The sequence below is a fragment of the uncultured Aquimarina sp. genome (assembly GCF_947500065.1).
Taxonomy (GTDB): Bacteria; Bacteroidota; Bacteroidia; order Flavobacteriales; family Flavobacteriaceae; genus Aquimarina.
Window position 1 is genome coordinate 1,014,354 of record NZ_CANMQT010000001.1, and the last position, 23,594, is coordinate 1,037,947.

Sequence of the window (23,594 nt, forward strand, 5' to 3'; positions counted from 1 at the left end):
CTTCGACTAGCTCAGTGTGACAATTCTATGTAATCGCATTCTATTATTTACAACCTATTGTTCATTAAACAGGTTTAGTTTTTTAACCCAGGATGTTTTTCTTTCTAACAAGAAAATATCTAAAAACAATAATAACAATCCAGCTCCCAGAAACCATTGAAACTGATCTTTAAAATCTGCAAATTGTTTGGCCTCAAACTCTTTCTTATCCATCCCTTGTAGTAATTCTGTAACATTTTCTACTACAGCGCTCGTGCTTGTACCATCAATGTATGTGCCATTTGCCTGATTGGCAATTTCCTGCAAAATTGTCGTGTTCAGTTTTGTAATAACGGTTTCTCCTTGATTATTTTTCTTATAATTCTGTACAATCCCGTTACGTTTTATAGGGATTGGACTTCCTTTTGTGGTTCCTACACCAATCGTAAATATTTTTATCCCTTCTTGAGCGGCTTCTTCTGCCATAGATCCGACATTTCCTTGATGATCTTCTCCATCACTTATGATAAATAACACCCTATTGGTTTGCTCTTCATCGTCATAATATGTTTTTGCTAATTCTATTGCTTCATTAATAGCAGTTCCCTGAGAAGAGAGCATATCTGTATTCATTGATTGCAAAAACATCTTTGCAGAACCATAGTCTGTTGTGATTGGCAACTGCGGAAATGCACTAGCAGCATATGCAATAATACCAACGCGATCACTTGCTAAATTATTAATGATTTGAGTCACCAATTGTTTAGATTTCTCAAGTCGACTGGGTGCAATATCTTCCGCCAACATACTTTTAGATACATCAATGGCAAATACAACATCAACACCTTCTCGTTTTACAGTTTCTAATTTAGTACCTACTTTAGGGTTTACCAAAGCTAGGACAAAACAAGCCAATGCCAAACTAATTATAACTACTTTAAGTATGGATTTAAAAATCGACTGGTTTGGGCTTAATCTTTTTAATAGGTTCTTATCTGCAAACTTTTTCTGAGTTGTTTTTTTCCAAATTACAACACCCAGAAACAATACTATTAGTACTGGTATCACCAATAACAACCAGAAATATATTTTTTCTTCTAGTAAGTACATTTTTAATAATTCTTAGTTTACAGTTTATATTACAATCTAAATACACCTCATAAAGCTTCTCTGATTCAGAAAGGCTCAGTATGACACTTATTTAGTTCTTTATTTTTAAGCCGAAAGCATTTATTTTTTCTTTTACTTCTAAAGGAAGTTCTTTATTGCTAACCCACGTATGAATATCCCCTAGATAATCCATTCCTAAATAGGTTGCGCTTCTAGAAAAAGGAAGATTAAACTCACCTACTCTATCATCATCATTACTACAACTCATCATGGCCATCTCTTTTCCTCTAAGCATTCTTCCAAAATCTTTTTCTTTATACAAGTAGTCAGAAATCCTATCTAAAAACACTTTCATAATCCCACTCATTGTATACCAATACACAGGAGTTGCTAAAACTATTGTTTGATAATTCTGAACCATATTCTTAAATAGAATCTCAAAATCATCTTCATTTTTGAACTCATAATCAAAGTAATTAATTTCTCTTTGGTTTAAATCTACTACATCAAAACCTGTAATATCCTTTAAGTAGGAAACTACTGTATTAGTATCTCCATCACTTCGAGAACTTCCTTGAATTATGATTCCTTTTTTCAAATAGTATCTTTTTACTTTATATCTACTTTCTTATTTTATGGATTCCAGCCTTTAGTTCATCCTGAGCTAGGTCGAAGGGCTGGAATGACATAAATCATTAAATAAAACTCCTAAATACGGTGAATCTCAATAAAAACTCAACCAATAATAGCAAGCCTGCCAATAATACTAATGGTCTGAATTTTTCTTCATAGTTATAGAATTTAAATTCTTCTACATCCGTTTTTTCAAGCTTATCAATCTCTTCGTATATCTGCTCTAACTTTTTATTGTTAGTCGCTCTAAAATATTTTCCTTTAGTAACTTTTGCAATTTCTTTTAAAAGCTCTTCATCGATCTCTACTTTTACGTTTCCGTATTGAAAAGATCCATTAGGTCTGATAGCAATCGGAGCTAACGCCATTCCGTTTGTTCCAATCCCAATCGTGTATGTTTTGATACCGTATTCTACTGCTAATTCTGATGCTATTTTAGGATCAATAAAACCAGCGTTATTAGAACCATCTGTCAGAAGAATAATAACTTTACTTTTTGCTTTGCTATCTTTTAACCTGTTTACAGAAGTTGCTAGTCCCATACCGATGGCGGTCCCATTCTCTAACAGGTTATTATATACAATATCCTTCATTGCACTTAGTACAATAGCTTTATCACTGGTTATCGGTGTTTTTGTAAAGCTTTCTCCAGCATAAATAACCAATCCAATTCTATCATTAGGTCTCCCTTGAATAAACTCTGCAGCTACTTCTTTTAAAGCTTCCAGACGGTTAGGTCTTAAATCTCTAGCTAACATACTTGCAGATACATCAATCGCCATTACAATATCAATTCCTCGAGTTGTTTTTGTTTTTGTCGATATATCTACAGTTCTAGGTCGAGCCATAGCTGTAATGATTAACCCTAAAGCAATTAATCTAACTAAAAGCAATAAAGGTTTTAGTTTAGCTAACCAACTCCCAGAAGTTTTAAATCCTTTAATACTAGAGATTTTAAGTTCTGCCTGTTGCTTATTTCGTTTCCATATGTACCAAGCGATTGCTAATGGCAGTATTAAAAACAACCAAAAAAACTGCGGATTCTCAAACGTGAAATTTTCAAACATAGTTATTTGGCATTTTTAAGTTCTACTGAGTTAATAATGCGCTGGGCAACGTCTTTGGCATATCTATCTTCTTTATTATATACAACCATAATCTGTTGAAATCCTCCATTTTCTCCAAAATTCAGCATCAGATAATCACTTTTTTGGTCCTTCTTAGTTACTGCATTGGTTACTTCAAGGCTTCCGAAAACTTTTACCCCTTTTGCACCTGCTAATGTTTCGTATTCTTCATCTTTGACCGAAATATTCTTAGCTCCTTGAGATTCAAAATTACCTACAACACCTTCTACTATCTTATTAAGGTCTACCTCTGTTTGTTGATTGTATTGTATAGTAGATACTGAAATATAAAAGTTTCCTATCAAGCTTCCGTATACAAAAGTCTCATTTCCTTTAAGAATTTGTTTTTGCTCTTCGGTAAGCTGAAAATTATTTCTAATCAATACTTTTGGCGTTGCTATAGTCACCGGCGGAGAACCGTACGCACTACTCAACCATTCTGTTTCGGCTAATTCTTTAGTGGGATGCCCTAAGATTGAATCCTTAACAACATCATAGCCTTTCACAATAATAAATACGGTTAAGGTAATTGCTATTGCTGCTATACCTGCTATACTTCCAAATATGATTTTTCTTCTTAATTTTTTCTCAGCAACCGTCTTTCGATACTCCTCATCCGCTAGTAATTCCTCTTCTGTTGGTTCAGGAATTGCTTCTTTGGTTTCATTAATCACTCGCTCTATTACATTACGATCGGCTTTTGCAGTTCCAATATCTGGTTTGGATTTGGCAAATTTTGCCATATCTGCAGTTTTAAGAACTGTTTTAAGCTCTTCGATGGTATGTTTATCGAGATTTAGTGCTCCTGTTTTTATTTCTTCATCAAGGCGTTCAATCAATTCATCAGTAGTACTCTCCATTGCATGATCGTAAACTTCTTCATCTATATATTTACGCGCAGTATCACTTAACTGAGAATAATACTCCTTATGAGAATCCTGTTCTAACAATTGTGAAGCATCAATTCTCTGTAGTGCTAAGATTGCTCTTTCGTATGGTGGTAATTCATCTTCTTTAGCTTCTTTTCGTTTTTTCCTTCTTAAAACAAAAAAAGCAATCAATCCAATCAATAATATCGTGGCTACTATCCACCAAATATATTTTTTCCAATTAAAAAAAGAAGCATCTACGTCTACCAGTGGCTTGATCTCAAACATCTTTTGTTTTGTCGTATCCACAATTACATCGCGCACCTCAACTTTTAATGAGTCTGTTAAAAAAACTTGATCTCCAATCATCACTTTCTGTCTTGGAATCGTATAATATCCAGAATCAAATTGTGTCAATGCATACTCTTTGATCAAATTAAATCGATTACCACTTTTGGTGGTATCGGTCTTATAGGATTCTATAACCTCTAATGGTGAAAATGTTTGTCCTTCAGGAAAAATTACAATTTGAGTAGAATCTGTTTCTACTTGCATTTTATACCTAATTTCTTGCCCAATCTGAATTGAGGTAGAATCAATACTCGCAGCAACCTGGGCAACGCTTTGAAATCCAACAAAGACAAGAAAAAATGTCATTAACAACATCTTCCTAACCTTCACTAAAAGCAGAACATCACATTTATTATTTATAATGGGTAATTCGTAATTCTTCATTCTTTATCGTTCCCTATCCTCTTCGTTTAAAATATCCTAATAACTTTTTTACGTAACTTTCATCTACACGACTACTTAGTGATCCTGCGCCACTTCTTGTAAAACTATCTCTAAAATAGTCCACTCGTTCTTGATAGTATTTAGCATAGTTCATTCTCGTTTTCTTGGAACCAGTATTTACCAATAATAGTTCTCCTGTTTCTTCATCTTCCATCTGAACCATTCCTAAATTTGGAATCTCTTCTTCTCTCTGATCATATACTCTAATACCCGTAACATCGTGCTTTCCTCCTACAATCTTTAGTGTTTGTTGATAATCATCCGTAATGAAATCCGAAAGCATAAATACAATTGCTTTCTTCTTCATCACATTGGATAAAAATTTTAATGCAGCTGTAATATCCGTTTGTTTACTTTGTGGTTTATATTCTAATAATTCCCTAATAATTCTAAGTACGTGAGATCTTCCTTTTTTTGGTGGAATAAAAAGTTCGATCTCATCGGTAAATAAAATCAAACCTATTTTATCATTATTCTGGGTTGCCGAAAAAGCTAATGTCGCCGCAATCTCTGTAATGATTTCCTTTTTGAACTGCTGTTTAGTACCAAACAATTGCGATCCAGAAACGTCTACCATCAACATCATTGTTAACTCACGTTCTTCTTCAAAAACCTTGATATGCGGCACATTGTATCTGGCAGTCACATTCCAATCAATATTACGAACATCATCTCCATATTGATATTGGCGCACCTCACTAAAGGTCATACCACGACCTTTGAAAGTAGAATGATATTCTCCTCCAAATATATGATCACTCAAGCGCCTGGTCTTGATCTCAATTTTTCGAACTTTTTTTAGTAACTCTTTGGTATCCATTATTATGATTTACGATTGACGATTTAATAATTGACGATTGAGAATTACAAAAATCCAAAATCGTAATTCGAAAATCCAAAATCTCTATGGTACTTCAATTTCATTCACAATTTTATTAATGATTTCTTCTGAAGTCACGTTTTCTGCTTCGGCTTCATATGTAATACCAATACGATGACGTAATACATCATGTACAACTGCACGTACATCTTCAGGAATTACATATCCTCTTCTCTTAATAAAAGCATAGCACTTAGCCGCTGTAGCCAAGTTAATACTACCTCTTGGAGAAGCTCCAAAACTGATTAAAGGCTTTAATTCTTCCAAACCATATTTCTCCGGATATCTAGTAGCAAAAACAATATCTAGAATATATTTTTCGATCTTCTCATCCATATACACATCTCGCACTGCTTCTTGAGCTTTAAGAATTTGTTCGACAGAGACCACTGGATTTACTTTCTCAAAAGAGCCTTTCAGGTTTGCACGAACAATTAATTGCTCATCTTCTAACTTAGGATAATCAATAACCGTTTTTAGCATAAAACGATCCACCTGTGCTTCTGGTAATGGATAGGTTCCTTCTTGCTCTACTGGATTCATAGTTGCCATTACTAAGAATGGTTTATCTAATGTAAAGGTTTCATCTCCAATAGTTACCTGCTTCTCTTGCATGGCTTCTAATAAAGCACTCTGTACCTTTGCTGGAGCACGGTTGATCTCATCAGCTAATACGAAATTTGCAAAAATTGGTCCTTTCTTGATTGAGAAATCATTCTCTTTCATATTATAAATCAACGTTCCTGTCACATCCGCAGGCAATAAATCCGGTGTAAACTGGATACGACTAAAACTTCCGTGAACAGCTTTAGACAGTGTGTTAATCGCCAAAGTTTTTGCTAACCCAGGAACACCTTCTAGCAAAATATGCCCTTGTCCAAGCAATCCAATTAGTAAACGTTCTACCATATGTTTCTGGCCTACGATTACCTTATTAATTTCTAAAGCAAGTAAATCTACAAATGCAGATTCTCTCTGTATTTTCTCATTGATTGAAGCAATATCAATAGAACTATTTTCTTCCATCTATTCTTTTTTTTAAAGCCGTGAATTTAACATTCATATTTCAGCATTGCAAATTGTTAAATTATTTTTCTTTTTCTTGTTAATTATAGGTTAAATGTATCTCTTTAAAATAAGCTTACGCCCAAATTTTACAGTATATTTAGATCTTTATACTAAAAAAACGGACGCAATAATCTTCATCGGCTTTCGCGATGATTTTACAAAAAGACGAAAGCTTCTCTGAAGTGTTGCAAAAATCTAAATGAAAAAGTTATCTCTCTTCTCATATATAATAGCAGGGTTCTTCTTTATTGCTGCTTTTGAAGCATTTAGAAATGAAGAATACCAACCTATGTTTATATATTTAATTATTGGCTTTGCATTTATTTTAGTGAAAATATTTAAAAGAAAAAATATATAACCTCAAGACAATGAAAACAGCATTAATTACAGGTGCAACTAGCGGTATTGGACAATCAACTGCATATGAATTTGCGAAACACGGTATAAATCTTATACTTTGCGGACGAAGACAAGAACGTTTAGACACATTACAAAATGAATTAAGTAACACAGTAAAAGTTCATACACTTTGTTTTGATGTGCGCGATAAGGAAAGTGTTTTTAAGAATATTGATACGCTTCCAGAAGAATTTGCATCTATTGATATTTTAGTTAATAATGCTGGGAATGCTCATGGATTTGACCCTGTTCAAACAGGTAATCTTGATGACTGGGATGCTATGATAGATATTAATGTAAAAGGGTTATTATATGTTTCTAAAGCGGTAATCCCCAAAATGATTTCGCAAAAGTCTGGTCATATTATAAATATAGGCTCTATAGCTGGCAAAGAAGTGTATGCCAATGGAAATGTGTATTGTGCCAGTAAACATGCCGTGGATGCTATTAATAAAGGAATGCAAATAGACCTTAATCCATTTGGAATCAAAGTTGGAGCAATCCATCCTGGATTAGTAGAGACAGAGTTCAGTAATGTTAGATTCAAAGGTGATGATAAAAAAGTCAATACTGTTTATAATGGTTTTGACCCGCTACGACCAGAAGATATTGCAGACATCATTGGTTTTGTAGTTACGAGGCCTTATCACGTAAATATTGCGGATCTTGTAGTTTTCCCTACTGCTCAGGCCAACAGTACAATTGTAAACAAAAGTTTATAATTTCTTTATTCTTAACACATTGTCAGACCAATAAAAATAGCTAAGTTTAACTTGGGAAAAGCAACTATTTCTATTTGTAACAGGAATGATCAACAAGCGTTTACTTATTAAAAATCTTTTAGCTCATAATGATGAGAATAGTTTTTATGATAAAAAACGAAAACTCAATATTGGTGAAAAAGAAGGCAAAGCTAAATTTCTAAAACACATCTGTGCACTTTCTAATTCTAACCCAAAAAACAATTCATATATCGTTATTGGAGTTGAAGATGAAGATAATGAGATTATAGGTGTCGATTTCTTTGATGATAGTAAAATTCAAAACCTTGTTAATGCGTATCTTTCCAATCCACCCATTGTAGCTTATGAAAATATCCCGTTTCCGCATTTACCAAGTGATAAAGTCGTGGGATTGGTTTCCATACGTTCGCAAGAAGGGCGATTATGTTCACTGCGTAAAAATATCTGGAAATATTATGGAGGTACTGTCTTCTTCAGGGATGGCAGTATAAGTATGCCTAAGGTATTTGATATCGTCATTAAAGACGTTAATTCTGAAATTGTAGAATCTATAGAAAGTCATGCTCAAAACAATATTGAACTTACCCTTGATGGCGTTTTCGACTTTATGAATTTAAGAAAAGACTACAATCCAAATTATAAAGTTTTTAAAGAATACTTTGTGATCTGTTGGTCTGCAAAAGAAAAAAGAGTTAATGACGAAATATATTACTCCAGAGTCGATATTGCGTTGATTAATGAACAGGTAAAGTTATTTTACTCACAATTTGATGAAGTAAGTATTTCAATAACTAATGATGAGTTTAAAATAGTAGAATATGTTCAGCTCGGCTTACAAGACACCTATGACTACTATCCTTTAGAAGAAGTTACAATTAAGTTTAAGAATAATGTAAGTTACGATATAGAAAGTAAAATTTTGTTTGAACCACCACAATTTGACAGAAAAACTTTACATCATTTATACAATAGTAACAACGCATTGATAGAGAAGTTAAAAAAGAAAATGCCATTAACAAAAAACGAACAAAAAGATATTTTCAACCTTCCCGTAACTTATCTATTGTGTTATTTTAATGACTTTAGTGAAGCAAAAGATAAATTAGAAGAAGCAAAACCTTACCTAAAAAACTATGTTGATGATGAAGTATATTCTCTATATAAAGAAAGTATGCGAATCTTAAGAAAAGTAAGGTATAGTTAAACCAGGATAATACTTCACAAAATAAATAAAGGGAAAGCATTTTACTTTCCCTTTATTTATTAGAAAACCAAGATGATTGCTGTAGCAGGTCAAAAATTTGAAATATTTATATCAGCTACAACCAGAACGAGCTTAAATCACTGATAAACAATACAATGAATTAATTTTCGTAAAAATCATAGCTTAGCAATACCTTAATCGCATTTAAAACTTTGTAAAATAGTATCTTCAGAACCTATTAAAACGAGTACAGATGAACAGAACTCTTGTTATTGGAGATATGCACGGAGCCCTAAAAGCTTTGCAACAATTAATTGAAAAAGCAAAAATCACAGCCGATGATACCTTAATTTTTTTAGGCGATTATGTCGATGGGTGGAGTGATAGCGCCCAACTTGTTTCTTTTCTTATAGAATTACAAAAAACATATAATTGCATCTTTATAAGAGGAAATCATGATGAGCTCTGCTATACTTGGCTAACCGAAAAAAAATATAACCCAGAATGGATGATACACGGTGGTCAAGCTACGATTGATTCTTACAGTACCTTATCAAAAGAAGAAATTGATGTTCATCTTCATTTTTATGAGTATCTAACCAATTATCACATAGATGACCGTAATCGTCTATTTCTTCATGCAGGTTTTACAAACCTTCACGGACCTCATCGAGAATACTTTAGTAAATTATTCTATTGGGATCGAACATTATGGGAAACTGCTCTGGCAATAGATCCAAAACTTAAAAAGACAGATCTTACTTATCCTAAGAGGCTTTTACTTTTTGATGAAATTTATATTGGACATACTCCTGTAACCAGAATTAACAAAACCACACCTGTGAATGCTACTTGCATTTGGAATATTGATACTGGTGCTGCTTTTAAAGGCCCTCTTACTGTTATGGATATTGATACCAAGGAATTCTGGCAAAGTGATCCTGTTTATCAACTATATCCAAACGAAAAAGGAAGAAATTAGCTTGTATTTGTTATACTAAGAAAAGAAATAACAAAATAAACCATCTCACAACTAATACAATTAAGAGAGTTTTAAACTCGTATAATAAAGGAACCCTCTCAGATACTAATTCTTTTATCTCATTTTGATTTTATCTTCTTATTATTAATATGCTATATCATAAAAAGAAAATGAAATGAAATGTAACGATATTAGAATTGTATTATTTTTAATATTAAATTCTCTACTATTTTCTTCTTGTGATAAAGAAGAAATAATAGCTATCGATCCTAATGATAAAGTAGGTAACCTTTTATCTACCTCTAGAGAAAACTATGTAAATGCAATTGATGGAGAATGGATTCTTATAACTAAACAAGAATATCTTGCTTTAGCTTCCGGAGTGCAGGATCTGAATGTTATTGGTAGTTCTAATTTAGAGTATAATACTACTTCTGATATTATAACTACTACATCATCTCCATCTACACTAGCTAATCAGACAAATATGGCTATCATGCCTGAAAACAGCTATCTTTTTGCATTTAAATACCATGCCGTTTCAGCAACCAATCAACTTGGTTGCAAAGTCAAACTGTCCAACACAAGTAATACCGAAGGTTATTTTGATATTGGAAGTAATCTACCTAAACATTCTGCTATAAATACTAATGTATATTTCTTGCTTAAAAGGAATAGTGTAGCTACAATTGATACAGGATATATTGCACTCTTTAAACCTGCAGGATTAACTATAGGAAGAAAAAGCAGTATTGATGAGTATACCTATTTTTTTGAATTAGGTGATACTGATACCATCACCGAAAAAACCTCAACACCCCTAAAACTGCTATACCAAGGTCTTAGTACTACTACAAAACAGTGGTAAAAGATATATCTAAAGAATAAGAATCTACATAAAATCGCTCCTTGGGAGCGATTTTTCTATGCGATATGTTTACCTCACACTAAAATCACACACAAATAACAAATCGTAAAACTTAACAAAATGAAAACCTCAAGAATTTTATTAGTATTTCTATTTAGTATCAATATAGCTTGTAATACCGATGATGACGTTATTATAACAGATGATGTTTCAGAGATTTCTTTAACCTTTGATTTAAAAACTTCTGAAGATCAAATGGGTGGATTTGCAGAAAACACCATGGTTGTATTTGATGGAAAGGTATGGTCTGTGGGTGGAGATAATGCATACACTGCCGATGACACCTTTGGAAACGCCGTTTGGTCAAGTAATAATGGAGTGAACTGGATTTCAGTAACAAATGACATTTTTGAAGCAAGATATAGTCATACTTTAACTGTATTTAATAATGAAATGTGGTTAATCGGTGGAAAAAATAACGCTGGTGATCTATTATCCGATATATGGCGATCCAATGATGGTTCGACATGGTCAAATGTCACTATGGATGCGCCATTTGGTCAAATGTCTGCTCATACTACAACAGTACTCAATAACAAAATGTATGTTATCGGCCCTTCTTCTTCAAGAACCAATATGCTTGTATGGTCTACCGTAGATGGTATCAACTGGGTAGAAGAAAATTCAAATGCTTTTCCTGTTAGAGGAAACCACGAAACCGTTGCTTTTAATAACACCTTATATGTCATTGGAGGCAGAAATGAGACTAGTCGATTCAACGAAATCTGGTCAAGTCTTAATGGTATTAACTGGTCGTTAGTATCTACATCGACTCCTATTTTTAATGCTAGAGATTTATATACGGCAACTGTTTTCAACAACAAAGTCTGGATCATTAATGGTCAGTCAGAAACATCAAGAATTACACAAGATATTTGGTATTCATCTGATATGATCAACTGGTCAAAGTATGAGGAAATTATTCCTTTTCAAAGTTCGCATTCTCATACAAACCTTGTTTATAGAGATGAACTATGGCTTTTCGGAGGATATGTAGCATCTAGTACTTCTGGTGAAATTTGGACAATTAATGAAGACTAAATCAAACAAATCATAATCTATATATGAAAACGCTATATCTAATTCTCGCAATTTTCACGGTAAGCAATATAACCGCTCAAAACAGTTGTAGCCAATTTTATCCTTCTAAAACAGGAACTAAAATAACTATGCAGCATTATAATCAAAAGAATAAGCTAACATCCGAAACAAACTATGAGGTGTTGGATGTTAATTCTTCGGGATCAAAATCCAAGATTACCATGAATATGTATGTAAGTGATTCCAAAAAACAAAAAACAATTACGGAAACACAATTTACAGTAACCTGTGATGGAGGGATAACAACCTTAGATCCAGAATCTATAATTTCTCCTAAATTATTTAATCAATACAAGAATATGGAATATAGTATTCAGGGAAAAGGTATTGATTTTCCTAGCTCGCTCTCCGTAGGACAAGAATTACCCGATGGTCAAGTAATTATGTCTGTTGATGCAGGAGTTATGAGCATAGACATGACAGTAGATCTAAAAAACCGCAAAGTGGAATCTAAAGAAACTATCACCACTTCTGCTGGATCGTTTAATTGCTATCTCATTACTTACACCAATGAAACTAGTATGAGTATGGGTATGAAACAAACGTTTCTTGTAAAACAATGGATCGCTAAAGATGTTGGTTTGGTACAACAAGAAACCACAAAGCCTAATGGGAAACTAATGAGTAAATCTGTTTTAGCTCAACTACAATAACCTTTAAATATATAATATAAGAGAACCATTCTATGTGGTTCTCTTTATGGTTAGCACCCTCTTTTATACAGAAATCACTTCATCTTCATCCAGCAATTCTTCTTGTCGCAGACGCAACAGAATCTGGGCAACGGCCACAGTATCTTTTTCGCAATAAATCACAATACGATCTATATCATTTTCTTCATAATACACTTGTCTTACCTGACTACCATCGATATCGTCTTTTGGAGAAGGGATTCCCAAAATATTGGTCAGGAGTTTTAAAGACGTATAGTGTTTATAATCTCCGAATTTCCATAAATCCAAGGTGTCTAAATGTGCAACTTCCCAAGGCTTTTTACCAAATAGATCTAGCTTAAAAGGTAAGCTGATATTATGAATGATCATTCTTCTGGCTATATATGGAAAATCAAACTCTTTACCGTTATGCGCGCAAAGCAAGTGATGTGGTCGGTTATAATGTGTCTCTAATAAGTTTTTGAAATCAATCAGCAATTGTTTCTCTTCTCCATAAAAAGAAGTAGTTCTAAAAGATCTTGTTTCGCCTTTAAAAGTGAAATATCCTACCGAGATACAAACAATCTTTCCAAATTCTGCCCAGATACCTGCCCGATCATAAAACTCTTCTGGAGAAAACTCATCCTTACGCTGATATTTGGTTTTATCAGCCCACAGATATTTTTTTTCATCCGATAGTTTATCAAAATTTTCCTGTTCTGGCACTGTTTCTATATCTAAAAACAGGATGTGTTCTAGATTAATCTTATGAAGCATTCCCTAACATTTTATAAGCCTCTTCTATATAAATAAAGAAGTCTTCACTAAAAGATCCTTGTGGCTGACCTCTGTGATGACCAAGACGTACAATAATTACATTATCCTGAGGAATACTAATTACATATTGTCCTAAAATCCCGCGCATTACAAATATATCTTTGTTCATATGATCAGATAACCACAATCCATAGCCATACATGTCATCATTTTCAAAACGTTTTTTTGTAATTAGTTTTGTGAATTCTTTAGGTAATATTTGTCTTCCTCCAAACTTTCCGTCGTTTTTAAACATCACTCCGAAACGAGCAAAATCTCGAGCATTACTAGCGATGCAACAATATGCTTTCTCCATTCCACTATCTTCACTATCCACCTGCCACAAAGCATCTTGTTCCATACCCATTGGTTTCCAAAAACCCTCACTTAGATATGTTGATAAATTTTTACCGGTCGCTTTCTCAATTACCATTCCTAATAATTGAGTATTGCCACTTAAATATCTAAACTCTTTTCCGGGTTCATCAATAATATCTAAACCATTCATTACTTCTCTAAGTTCAGGATCATAATACGCTCTTGCTGTTATAGAAAAAGGACTTGTATAATGTTCTGTCCAATTTAATCCAGATGACATTGATGACAGATCTCCTACCGTTACTTTAGCCGCTAAACCTTCAGAAAACTTAGGCAAAAAATCCCCAATTGGTTGATCCATGCTTTTGATATGTCCATCCATAATTGCTTTTCCTAGCAGTGCAGTTGTGATACTTTTTGCCATAGAAAATGAATTTGTTTTAGACTCCGTCCCATAGCCTTCTGCATAATTCTCATACCATATTTCATCATTTTTAATAATCATAAAAGCTACGGTTCCCATTGCCTCATTGGTAGCATTTAATCTTTCTGTAGGCGTTGCTTTATTATAATTGGCATGCAATTTCCAGGGAATAGGCGTATTTCCTTTTTCTATAGTATGATTATCAAAATAGGTGTAATCATCTATATATGCTGTGGTATGACCTGTCATATATACCACACGAACTCCCTTAAGGATATAGTCGTAATCAAAAATATATAATAAAACTATGCAAAGTAGCAAGATAGCCACGAGGCCTTTAAGGAGCTTTTTAATGATTTTCATAAATCTAAAAATTTTGAAGCACTAAGTTATAAAAATAAACCTCATACTATCAATCCATTTTTGATCACAAAAAAAGAGCACTAAATTAGTGCTCTTTGCTTAACAAATATTATGGATAATTAGCTTAGTAAAAGCTAGAATATAAATTTCTTAAACCATTTTCATCAAAGAAATTCAATTCTCCATCAGTTTCTCCAAAACAAGCGTTCATAATAGAATCTTCTTGTTCGAGAATCCCTGGAATACTAGGTAATGTGCCAAAAATTCTTGCAGGAGGATTAGTTTCTACAGATGGTGCATCTTCTAACCCTTGGTCTACACAACTTTGTCTGCTATTCCAGTCTGTATGACGAAAACCAATAGTATGCCCTAACTCATGTGTAATCAAATGTTCGATAGCATCAGGAAAATTTGCAGCATTCGAGCTTGCTCCAGGACTTATAAATAAGTAGTTTCCAGGGTTTCCATCAGCATCAGGAAAATCAGCAAAACCTCCAAAACCATTTAAGCTAAGATCTACTGCAATAGACGTTTCATAAAAGTTTGAATCAAAATTAGGTGATGAACTAAAATCTGCTGTAAGCTTCAGTTTAGATCCCCAAACTGAATTCCAGTTTTCTACAGCATCTTTAACACCTTGCTGAGCAGCTTCAGACAAACCTTCAACTATAGGAGTATCTCCATTAAAAATTTGATCTCCTGTATAGACAATAATGTTAACTTCTTGGTGGATATCTGTATCTATGATAAACTCTGTTTGATATTGTTTAGAAACACCATCTTTACTAGCAGGGATTTGCAAGAATCTATCTTTATCCATAGCCATATCTCCAGATGTAATTACTACTTGTCTAATTGTTCCATCCAGATTTGCAACTTCTCTTACTTCGAATCCATTAGGATCTAATTTAAGTTCTAAAACCTTATTCAAAACGTCTTTTGGAAGTTGGCTCTCATTTACCTCTTCAGCAATTTCCAATCCTTCATCAGAACAAGATGTAGTTGTAAGTAGCAGTGAGGTAAGCGCAACTGCTCCGATTCTTAAAAAATTCAATTTCATAGTATGTATCTTTATTTGAGTTAATTAGAATCAAAAGTAAAAGAGACATACAACTTTTTGTTGGTTGATTGTTTTAATGGTAGGTTTGGGTGTATAAAACGTACTTTTATACACATTAAATAAAATTCAACCCTTCAAACTAGATAGTTAAAGCGCTGAATATTAACACTAAACAGAAAATAACATTAGGCGACCTATATAGATGTACTTTATAAAATATTCATTTTTTCGTAGAGTTCTTTCTTACCGTTTCTGGAGATTGGTAGCGATTTTCCATTTTTCATAATAACAGAACCTCCTTGTTCTTTAACAAGAAAGTCAATATGACTAAGATTTACTAGATAGGATTTATGAATTCTTAAAAAGCCATAACCTTGTAATTTTGATTCAAAATGCTTTAAATTTTTAGAGATTACAATTTCTATTTCATCTTTCATCACAAAGGTGGTATAGTTTCCATCACTCACGCAATATAAGACATCAATGGTTTTTACAATATGTACTCCTTTGGCGTCGGTTATGGATATTTTGGGAGTTTCCATTACTTTGGAATACAATTCCTTAAAATCATTTTCAATATTCTCTTTAGACTTTAATTCATCTTTTAGTCTAAATGTTTTATCTATTACTTTAATCAAACGTTTAGGATCTACAGGTTTCAATAAATAATCTATTGCATCATATTGATAACCCTGTATGGCGTATTTATCAAAAGCAGTAACAAATACAATCTTAAACTCAATACTATCCAATTCATTTAAGATATCAAATACAGAGATCGCTCCCAATTGAATATCTATAAAAATCAAATCAGGATTTAACTCTGATAATATAGAAAGAATGCTCTTTCGATCTTTAGCTTCTCCTATAATCTCTACTTGTGGACAATATGAATCCAAAAGCATACGCATATTCTCTCTATCTTTTTTTTCATCATCGATGATTATACATTTGAGCTTATCTGTCATATATTTTCCTTTAATATCGGTAATGTTATAATTACTTCCGTCCCTTTAGCATTTCCCACATCATCAAACAGATCGTTTATGAATACGCTGGCATTATCATCACCTACTTTACTTAAAATTCTTAATCGTTCATCTGTATTCCTAGTTGCAATAGATAAATGAATAGTATCATTTCCTTCTTTTTGTAATCGCTCTGCTTCATACCGACCAATTCCGTTATCCAATACCTTACACACAACGGAATTCGATTCTTTTTGAAAAGAAACTGTTAGCAACCCTTTTTTATCAGCATGTGAAAACCCATGAATTATTGCATTCTCTATATAAGGTTGTACTACCATAGAGGGAAGCGTGGGATTGGCTTCAACTAATTTTTCATCAAGAATATACTTTATTTCAAAACTTTGATCAAACCGTTCTTGTTCAATACTAATATAAGATTTTAGAATCTCTATTTCTTCCTTAAAACTAATATAGATACTATCAGAACTCGATAAAACATTTCGTATTAACCCAGAAAGCTCGGTCATATATTCGTTGGCTCTAAGGCTATCTTTTTTAAGAATGAAATTCTGTAGCGTACTAAATGAATTAAATAAAAAATGAGGATTCATCATAGATCTAAGTGACTTTAATCTATTTAAACTTAATTCTTCATTAAGCTGATGAAACCTAACTTTATTTTTATGTCCTCGGTACAGCAACACGGATACAGCAATGAGTAAAAACGTTCCTAAAAAATAAATAAACAGCTTACTGTTACTTATTGCCTTCCCTATTTTAAGATTTTCTTGTTCTAAATCAGAAATTTGTTCTTCTTTAATATCTAGTAGCTTTTTGCTTTCTATCCTAGCTATTTCTTTACTGATTTTTATTTTATCCAATTGAGAAGTTAGCGGTTTTACTTCTCTTAGGAGCTTAATACTAGTAGCTAAATCCCCAATTTTCTCATAGGATTTAGACAAATCTTCTTTGGTAAGAATGATATCTGCAATATCATTTCTTTTAATATAGTATTCTTCTGCTATTTTAAAATATTTAATAGCTTTTTTATAGTCTCCTAATTCATGATAAATCGATGCTAACGTATGCATCAAGGCCGGATATAAGCTATCTGTATCATTATTTGCAATGGCATCCAGATCTATGTTTGCATTGATAATTTCTAAGGCTTTTTCAGGGTTTCCTTTTAAAAAAAATGACCATGCCATGTTATTATATGCTAGATTACATTCTCTAGATGTTTTATTATTAACACAATTTCGTGAAGCTAATTTTGAATAATATATTGTGGAGTCCGGTTGATCATTCCCAAATGATGCTGAAATATTTACATACGAGATACCTTTTGTATACTCAGAATCTTCTTCTCTAAGATAATGAACTGCTTTTTTATAATCTTTTTTACTTTGATCATAGTCACCAATAACCCGAAACAATGAACCTCTTGATGTTAACGCTTTCCAATATAGATTTTTATCATCCGTGTTTTCTAATAATTGCAAGGCCTGATTAAAGTATCCTAACGCTTCTATAAATTGATTTTTTTTCTGTTGAAATTCTCCATAGCGAATAACACTTTTTATAATACAGTCTCTATCATCTATTTTGGTGCAATAACTATTTATAAAATCAACGATTTTTTCAGCTTCATTATTTTTTCCCAATACCGCAGACTGAAATCGTTCTAACTTAAATCCTGTATCAAGAATAAGGTCTTTATCTCCAATTCTTCTTGCCAAACGAAACGCCTTTCTATAGATATCCTCTGCTTGGGTAAGATTTTTGGAATTGCTTAAACTATCCGCTTTCTTAATCAAAATACCAATAGAATCATTCTCCTTAATCAAGGATCTATTCAGCTCTTTAGCTATCGGATTTTGCGCATACATATTAAAAAAAAGAAGCGTACAAATTACCGAGAGATATCTATATGTTTGTATCATAAGATAATATAATCATATCTATACTATATAAACAGAAAATACGGAGAGAACCCTAAATTATATTTCGTGAAGTTTACTAAAATTAAAAAAGAGATTGTTGTTTCACAGGGTTTTCATGATCAAGCAACCATTTTTTTCGCCATAATCCTCCTGCGTATCCTGTAAGCGATCCATCGCTACCAATAACACGATGACACGGTACTACAACCCATAAAGGATTTTTTCCGTTAGCAGATGCGGCAGCTCTTATACATTTAGGATCTCCAAGTCGTTTCGCAATATCCAGGTAACTTACAGTTTTCCCAAAAGGGATCTTAGATAACTCTTTCCATACTTTCTTTTGGAAATCAGTTCCTGATGGATTCAGTTTAATATCGAAGTTGTTTCTTTTTCCGTCAAAATAATCCTGTAATTGAGCGGTTGCTTCTTCCAAAACATCAGGAATCTTTGTAGAAGGTTTTTCTTTAGTATCTTCGGTTATAGAAATCTTTGTAACACCATTTTCATCTCCTGATATAGAAGCAATCCCTAAAGGAGTTTCTATAAAAACGGTTTCAATCATTCTTCTTTTTTATCGTCCAAAAGTCCCATACGACGGGCTCTGCTTTCCCAGTTTTTTCGGGCTAACTCCTGCATATTAGAATCTTGATCACTTTCATCCATAATTTCTAACCCAAGTAGTGTTTCGATTACATCTTCCATACTAACCACACCACTTATAGAACCATATTCATCTACAACCAAAGCGACATGCTCCTTATGTTCTACCAATTTTTCAAACAAATTAGGAACGGGTACATCACGATCTACTACAAACATTTTTCGTTTAAGATCGCCTAATTTTTTAGCATGATGATCTTCTGCCATTTCTTTATAGACTTCATCTTTTAAGACATAGCCTGTTATGTTATCTGGGGTATCCGCAAAAACCGGAATTCTGGAAAAACGTAGATTTTTATTTGCTTCAAAAAACTCTTGAACATTTTGCTCTTCTGGAGCTATCTTCATTACACTTCTTGGTGTCATGATATCTTTTGCAAAAATGGCTTTAAAATTCAGAAGATTTCTGATTACTTTAGATTCTGACTCTTCAAAAACGCCTTCTTCCTCAGCGATATCTGCCATAGCCGTAAAATCTTCTCTGCTTAGTACAGATCCGTGATGACCTTTGCCGCCAATAAGTTTTGTTGTTAATTGCAGAAGCCATAATATTCCAGTCCATTTTAGTGGCCAGATCAAAACGTTTAACGCTTTAGCGGTAAAGTTGGCTAATTGTTTCCAATACGTAGCTCCTATGGTTTTGGGAATAATTTCTGATAAAACTAAGATAAAAATAGTCATAATAGAAGATACAACTCCAACCATTAGGTCTTCAGTCATTTCAACTCCAAGAACTGTGCGAGTGGCCGATCCATACATTTCGGCATAGGCTACTTTTGCTTGCACACCTACCAATATAGCTCCAACAGTATGTGCTATGGTATTGAGCGTTAAAATAGCGATAAGTGGTCTATCTACATCTTTCTTTAATTTTTCTAAAGAAGTTGCATATGCTTTTCCTTCTTTTTTCTTAACGTTAAGAAACGTAGGAGTGATACTCAATAAAACTGCCTCCAGAATTGAACATAAAAACGAAAAGAAAATAGATACGACTCCGTATACAAGTAGTAATGCCATGGTATAAAATTAGTTTTGCTAAAGTACGGATTTGGTTAGCATTTGTAAAAAGAAAAGATGGCTTTTGATTATTTTAAAAAATATATCAAGTATGCTTTAAGATTCAAATTACCAACCTACGTACTTTGGTGGTTTAATCTCTTTTAGATTTAAGTACACAATCAATTGTCCGCGATGGTGCGTTACGTGATCCTGAAGCAAATTCAGAATCTGAAGCTTCGATTTTGGACCAGCAAAAAAATCTACTTCAATTGTTAATGAATCTTTGGATGTATTATCTACTCGATCATAAACAACGTCAAATGACTTTTTAAGTAATTTGATCAGATCTGCTTTAGACTCAGGAGCATTTTCTGAAAGTTTTTTACGATCGAACTCTTCATCAGAAAAGTAGGTGGTGCTTAACCACAACATATTTCCACATATATGAAGCAATTGATTTTTAAAATCCATTTCACGTTCTGTAGGCTTAAAAGCATAATTCTCTTCTGGCATGGATTCGGCAATTGCCAATAAGTATTCCTTAGAATTATTCCATTTTTCGAGAAAAGCGGATTTAGGTGTTATTTGTTGAGACATGGCGGCATACGAAATAAGAAAAATAAGTATAAAAAAATGTTTCATCACTTAGCAACCACTTCGTTCATATATAATTCTATTGCCTTCAATTCTTCATCCGTAAATTTTTCTAAACGAATGAAGTTTGTTTTCATAACTGCATAATTATCTGGATCTACAATTGGATCTTTTTTCTGTCTTAGAAAACCTATGATATCACCATTTTCTTCTTTGTAGATTTTCATAATTTCTATGACACTTGGCCCTATAGATTTTTTATCTACTCTATGACAAGAGTAGCAATTTCCTTTTCCTTTAAATAATTTTTTACCCAATTCGAATTCTGGAGATGTTGATTTTTTCTTGCCTCCGATGACGATTTTTTCTTTTTCGGGTTTCTTTTCTGATTGACAGCTAGTAGCGACAAAAGCTATACTTAAGAGTACGATAAAAATGTTTTTCATCTGTGTGATCTTATGAGTTAAATAAATTATCAATATCTTTTTTAAATCGTTCTAATAGATCTTTAGAGAAACTACTGATTACTTTTTCTTCCTTAGAACCAATCCCATCTTTAGCTTCTGCTATTTTAGTCAGCGCATAAATCATAAAATCATATTCTTCATCTGGACCGTTATCCGAAAAAACTTCAATAACTTTTTTATATAAAGTCTCAATATCATTCTGATTATCATTTTCATAATCAAAAGACCATTTAATTTCTTGTCCCTTTGGATGTGCTTGTAGGATTTCTTCCAGCGTTTTCACTTCTTCCTTCTGGATAACTCCATCGCTCATCGCGATTACGTATAATAATTCTCCAAAAGTCTGATACAATCGATCCCTACTTACCATAATACATGAATTTATATAAACTATTATTAGCCTAAAAGTTTAACTACATCTTTAGCAAAATAACTAGCAATGATATGTGCTCCTGCTCTTTTAAAAGCGATTAACTGTTCCATCATTATTGCATCGTGATCAAGCCATCCTTTTTCTGCTGCTGCTTTCAGCATGGCATATTCACCACTTACCTGATACACAGCTACTGGTACATCTACTGCATCGCGCACATCACGCAAAATATCCAGATATGCTAATCCTGGTTTTACCATCACAATATCGGCTCCCTCCTCTATATCCATCAATGTTTCTTTTACCGCTTCATCCCTATTGGCAAAATCCATCTGATATGTTTTTTTATCTCCAAAACCTGGCGCAGAATCCAACGCATCCCTAAAAGGTCCATAAAAAGCTGAGGCATACTTGGCACTATAACTCATAATGCCTGTATTCTTATAGTTTTCCGTTTCCAAGAGTTCTCTAATCGCCAAAATTCTTCCATCCATCATATCACTAGGTGCTACAAAATCTGCTCCTGCTTGCGCATGTGATAAAGACATCTTAGCTAACACCTCACACGTAGGGTCATTGACAATATATCCATCCTCCACAATTCCATCATGTCCATAAGAAGAATAAGGATCTAGTGCCACATCGGTCATCACTAACATTTCTGGAGCAACATCTTTTACTGTTTTTATGGCTCGCTGCATCAATCCATCTGGATTCAATGCCTCTGTTCCTTTATTATCCTTTAGGGTATCCGGTACTTTTACAAAAAGCAACACCGATTTCAATCCCATAGACCATAATTCACGTACTTCATTCTTAAGTAAGTCTAAACTATATCTATAATACCCAGGCATTGAGGTGATCTCTTCCTTTATATTATTACCTTCTACTACAAAAAGGGGGACTAAAAAATCATTAGGAGTAATGGTATGTTCTCTAACTAAAGATCGAATCGAATCATTAGTTCGTAACCTTCTATTTCTACGGAGTTGATGCATTAATAATGATAAGTGTTTATAGTTGTAAAGATAGGGATATATCTTTTATTTTATGACAGTGATATTTAACTTAAGTTATTAGGTATTCTTTCTTATTAAAACAATAGTTTCCTCTCCCTCTGGTGAGAAGGAATCTTAACAAGATAATCAAAGGTTACTAATAACTTAAGTTAATTAGTTGAAATTCTGTAACAAATACAAAACATTTCATACTAACAATTCAATACATAAACTTTGCTAAACCTTATAGAATATGCTTACAATAAAAAATCTGAATAAAACCTATCCTAACGGAACACAAGCCTTAAATGATGTAAATCTAACATTAGAAAAAGGAATGTTTGGTCTACTTGGTCCTAATGGCGCTGGAAAATCTACTTTAATGAGAACCATCGCTACACTGCAGCTTGCAGATACAGGATCGATTGATTTTGATGGAATTGATGTTTTTAAACAACCTGAAGAACTCAGAAAAGTATTAGGGTATTTACCACAAGATTTTGGAGTATACCCAAAAGTTTCTGCAGAGATGATGCTTAATCATATTGCCAAAGTAAAAGGCATTACTAATGCTGGTGAGCGCAAAGGATATGTGGCAGATTTATTAAACAAAGTAAACCTGTATAAATTTAGAAATCGTAACCTAGGAGATTTTTCTGGCGGGATGCGACAACGTTTCGGGATTGCTCAAGCTTTATTAGGGAATCCAAAACTAATTATTGTGGATGAACCAACAGCTGGTTTAGATCCATTAGAACGTAACCGTTTTCATAACCTATTAAGTGAATTAGGTGAAAATGCCGTGGTAATCTTATCCACTCATATCGTAGATGATGTAACAAACCTCTGTGAGCATATGGCCGTTTTTAATGAAGGTAGAATCCTTGCACAAGGAAATCCACAAGAATTATCTACTACGCTTGATGGTAAAATATTCAAAAAACAGATAGAAAAAACAGAGTTAGAACGTTACGAGAGTGAATATACTGTGCTTTCTAATTATCTAAGAGGTGGTCAATTTTTTGTCAATATATATAGTGAAAGTACTCCAGAAAATGGTTTTGAGCACATGAGTAATGGTTTAGAAGAATTCTATTTCTATAGTATTAACCAGAAGCAAGAACAGGAGGCATAATT

General features: G+C 33.2%; 24 protein-coding genes. 7 read left to right on the top strand and 17 right to left on the bottom strand.

The window, feature by feature from the left end:
* Positions 1-54 precede the first annotated feature (54 nt).
* The 6 genes from Q0975_RS04545 to Q0975_RS04570 all read right to left on the bottom strand — a co-directional run bounded on the left by Q0975_RS04545 (position 55) and on the right by Q0975_RS04570 (position 6,419).
* Positions 55-1,089: a VWA domain-containing protein gene (locus tag Q0975_RS04545; RefSeq protein ID WP_299433732.1), complete on the bottom strand. Its 1,035-nt coding sequence runs from the start codon at positions 1,087-1,089 to the stop codon at positions 55-57.
* Positions 1,090-1,180: 91 nt separating this feature from the next.
* Positions 1,181-1,687, bottom strand: a complete 507-nt coding sequence (locus Q0975_RS04550; protein ID WP_299433735.1) for an NAD(P)H-dependent oxidoreductase — start codon at positions 1,685-1,687, stop codon at positions 1,181-1,183.
* 97 nt (positions 1,688-1,784) lie between these two features.
* On the bottom strand, positions 1,785-2,789 hold the full coding sequence (locus Q0975_RS04555) for a VWA domain-containing protein (RefSeq protein WP_299433737.1): 1,005 nt from the start codon (positions 2,787-2,789) through the stop codon (positions 1,785-1,787).
* Positions 2,790-2,791: 2 nt separating this feature from the next.
* Positions 2,792-4,375: a DUF4381 domain-containing protein gene (locus Q0975_RS04560; protein ID WP_299433739.1), complete on the bottom strand. Its 1,584-nt coding sequence runs from the start codon at positions 4,373-4,375 to the stop codon at positions 2,792-2,794.
* A 91-nt stretch (positions 4,376-4,466) separates the two neighbouring features.
* Positions 4,467-5,333 carry a DUF58 domain-containing protein gene (locus Q0975_RS04565; RefSeq protein WP_299433743.1) on the bottom strand — a complete coding sequence of 289 codons (867 nt, stop codon included), beginning with the start codon at positions 5,331-5,333 and terminating at the stop codon, positions 4,467-4,469.
* Positions 5,334-5,417: 84 nt separating this feature from the next.
* Positions 5,418-6,419, bottom strand: coding sequence for a MoxR family ATPase (locus Q0975_RS04570; protein ID WP_299433746.1), 1,002 nt, complete (start codon positions 6,417-6,419; stop codon positions 5,418-5,420).
* Between the two features lie 410 nt (positions 6,420-6,829).
* On the opposite strand from Q0975_RS04570, the gene Q0975_RS04575 reads away from it, so the two are divergent.
* The 6 genes from Q0975_RS04575 (at position 6,830) to Q0975_RS04600 (ending at position 12,471) form a co-directional block, all read left to right on the top strand.
* Positions 6,830-7,582, top strand: a complete 753-nt coding sequence (locus Q0975_RS04575; protein WP_299433749.1) for an SDR family NAD(P)-dependent oxidoreductase — start codon at positions 6,830-6,832, stop codon at positions 7,580-7,582.
* A gap of 85 nt (positions 7,583-7,667) precedes the next feature.
* A complete protein-coding gene (locus Q0975_RS04580; RefSeq protein WP_299433752.1) occupies positions 7,668-8,807 on the top strand; it encodes an ATP-binding protein in 1,140 nt (379 codons plus the stop codon).
* Positions 8,808-9,060: 253 nt separating this feature from the next.
* A complete protein-coding gene (locus Q0975_RS04585) occupies positions 9,061-9,789 on the top strand; it encodes a metallophosphoesterase (protein WP_299433755.1) in 729 nt (242 codons plus the stop codon).
* 175 nt (positions 9,790-9,964) lie between these two features.
* Entirely contained in the window at positions 9,965-10,657 is a 693-nt protein-coding gene (locus tag Q0975_RS04590; protein ID WP_299433758.1) for a hypothetical protein, read from the top strand.
* 120 nt (positions 10,658-10,777) lie between these two features.
* Positions 10,778-11,758 carry a kelch repeat-containing protein gene (locus Q0975_RS04595; protein WP_299433761.1) on the top strand — a complete coding sequence of 327 codons (981 nt, stop codon included), beginning with the start codon at positions 10,778-10,780 and terminating at the stop codon, positions 11,756-11,758.
* Between the two features lie 23 nt (positions 11,759-11,781).
* Positions 11,782-12,471: a hypothetical protein gene (locus tag Q0975_RS04600; protein ID WP_299433764.1), complete on the top strand. Its 690-nt coding sequence runs from the start codon at positions 11,782-11,784 to the stop codon at positions 12,469-12,471.
* 63 nt (positions 12,472-12,534) lie between these two features.
* Here Q0975_RS04600 and Q0975_RS04605 read toward each other — a convergent pair whose 3' ends face one another.
* From Q0975_RS04605 to hemB, 11 genes are all read right to left on the bottom strand, one after another.
* Positions 12,535-13,248 carry a 3'-5' exonuclease gene (locus Q0975_RS04605; protein WP_299433767.1) on the bottom strand — a complete coding sequence of 238 codons (714 nt, stop codon included), beginning with the start codon at positions 13,246-13,248 and terminating at the stop codon, positions 12,535-12,537.
* Positions 13,238-14,392, bottom strand: coding sequence for a serine hydrolase (locus tag Q0975_RS04610; protein WP_299433770.1), 1,155 nt, complete (start codon positions 14,390-14,392; stop codon positions 13,238-13,240). The genes Q0975_RS04605 and Q0975_RS04610 overlap by 11 nt, the downstream gene beginning before the upstream one ends.
* A 124-nt stretch (positions 14,393-14,516) precedes the next feature.
* The gene (locus Q0975_RS04615) at positions 14,517-15,452 is read right to left on the bottom strand and encodes a M57 family metalloprotease (RefSeq protein ID WP_299433773.1); all 936 of its coding nucleotides are present in this window, start codon (positions 15,450-15,452) and stop codon (positions 14,517-14,519) included.
* Between the two features lie 209 nt (positions 15,453-15,661).
* The gene (locus Q0975_RS04620) at positions 15,662-16,420 is read right to left on the bottom strand and encodes a LytTR family DNA-binding domain-containing protein (protein WP_299433776.1); all 759 of its coding nucleotides are present in this window, start codon (positions 16,418-16,420) and stop codon (positions 15,662-15,664) included.
* Complete coding sequence (locus tag Q0975_RS04625; RefSeq protein WP_299433779.1) at positions 16,417-18,366, bottom strand: histidine kinase; 1,950 nt, start codon at positions 18,364-18,366, stop codon at positions 16,417-16,419. The genes Q0975_RS04620 and Q0975_RS04625 overlap by 4 nt, the downstream gene beginning before the upstream one ends.
* An 82-nt stretch (positions 18,367-18,448) precedes the next feature.
* Positions 18,449-18,925 carry a methylated-DNA--[protein]-cysteine S-methyltransferase gene (locus tag Q0975_RS04630; protein WP_299434239.1) on the bottom strand — a complete coding sequence of 159 codons (477 nt, stop codon included), beginning with the start codon at positions 18,923-18,925 and terminating at the stop codon, positions 18,449-18,451.
* Complete coding sequence (locus Q0975_RS04635; protein WP_299433782.1) at positions 18,925-20,043, bottom strand: CNNM domain-containing protein; 1,119 nt, start codon at positions 20,041-20,043, stop codon at positions 18,925-18,927. The genes Q0975_RS04630 and Q0975_RS04635 overlap by 1 nt, the downstream gene beginning before the upstream one ends.
* 108 nt (positions 20,044-20,151) lie before the next feature.
* Positions 20,152-20,667, bottom strand: a complete 516-nt coding sequence (locus tag Q0975_RS04640) for a DinB family protein (RefSeq protein WP_299433785.1) — start codon at positions 20,665-20,667, stop codon at positions 20,152-20,154.
* Entirely contained in the window at positions 20,667-21,065 is a 399-nt protein-coding gene (locus tag Q0975_RS04645; protein ID WP_299433788.1) for a c-type cytochrome, read from the bottom strand. Before Q0975_RS04645 ends, Q0975_RS04640 begins: the two co-directional genes overlap by 1 nt.
* 10 nt (positions 21,066-21,075) lie before the next feature.
* Complete coding sequence (locus Q0975_RS04650; protein WP_299433791.1) at positions 21,076-21,456, bottom strand: TerB family tellurite resistance protein; 381 nt, start codon at positions 21,454-21,456, stop codon at positions 21,076-21,078.
* Positions 21,457-21,482: 26 nt separating this feature from the next.
* Positions 21,483-22,457, bottom strand: a complete 975-nt coding sequence (gene hemB, locus Q0975_RS04655; protein ID WP_299433794.1) for a porphobilinogen synthase — start codon at positions 22,455-22,457, stop codon at positions 21,483-21,485.
* 253 nt (positions 22,458-22,710) lie between these two features.
* Between hemB and Q0975_RS04660 the strand changes: the two genes are divergently transcribed.
* Positions 22,711-23,592 carry an ABC transporter ATP-binding protein gene (locus Q0975_RS04660; protein ID WP_299433796.1) on the top strand — a complete coding sequence of 294 codons (882 nt, stop codon included), beginning with the start codon at positions 22,711-22,713 and terminating at the stop codon, positions 23,590-23,592.
* Positions 23,593-23,594 lie beyond the last annotated feature (2 nt).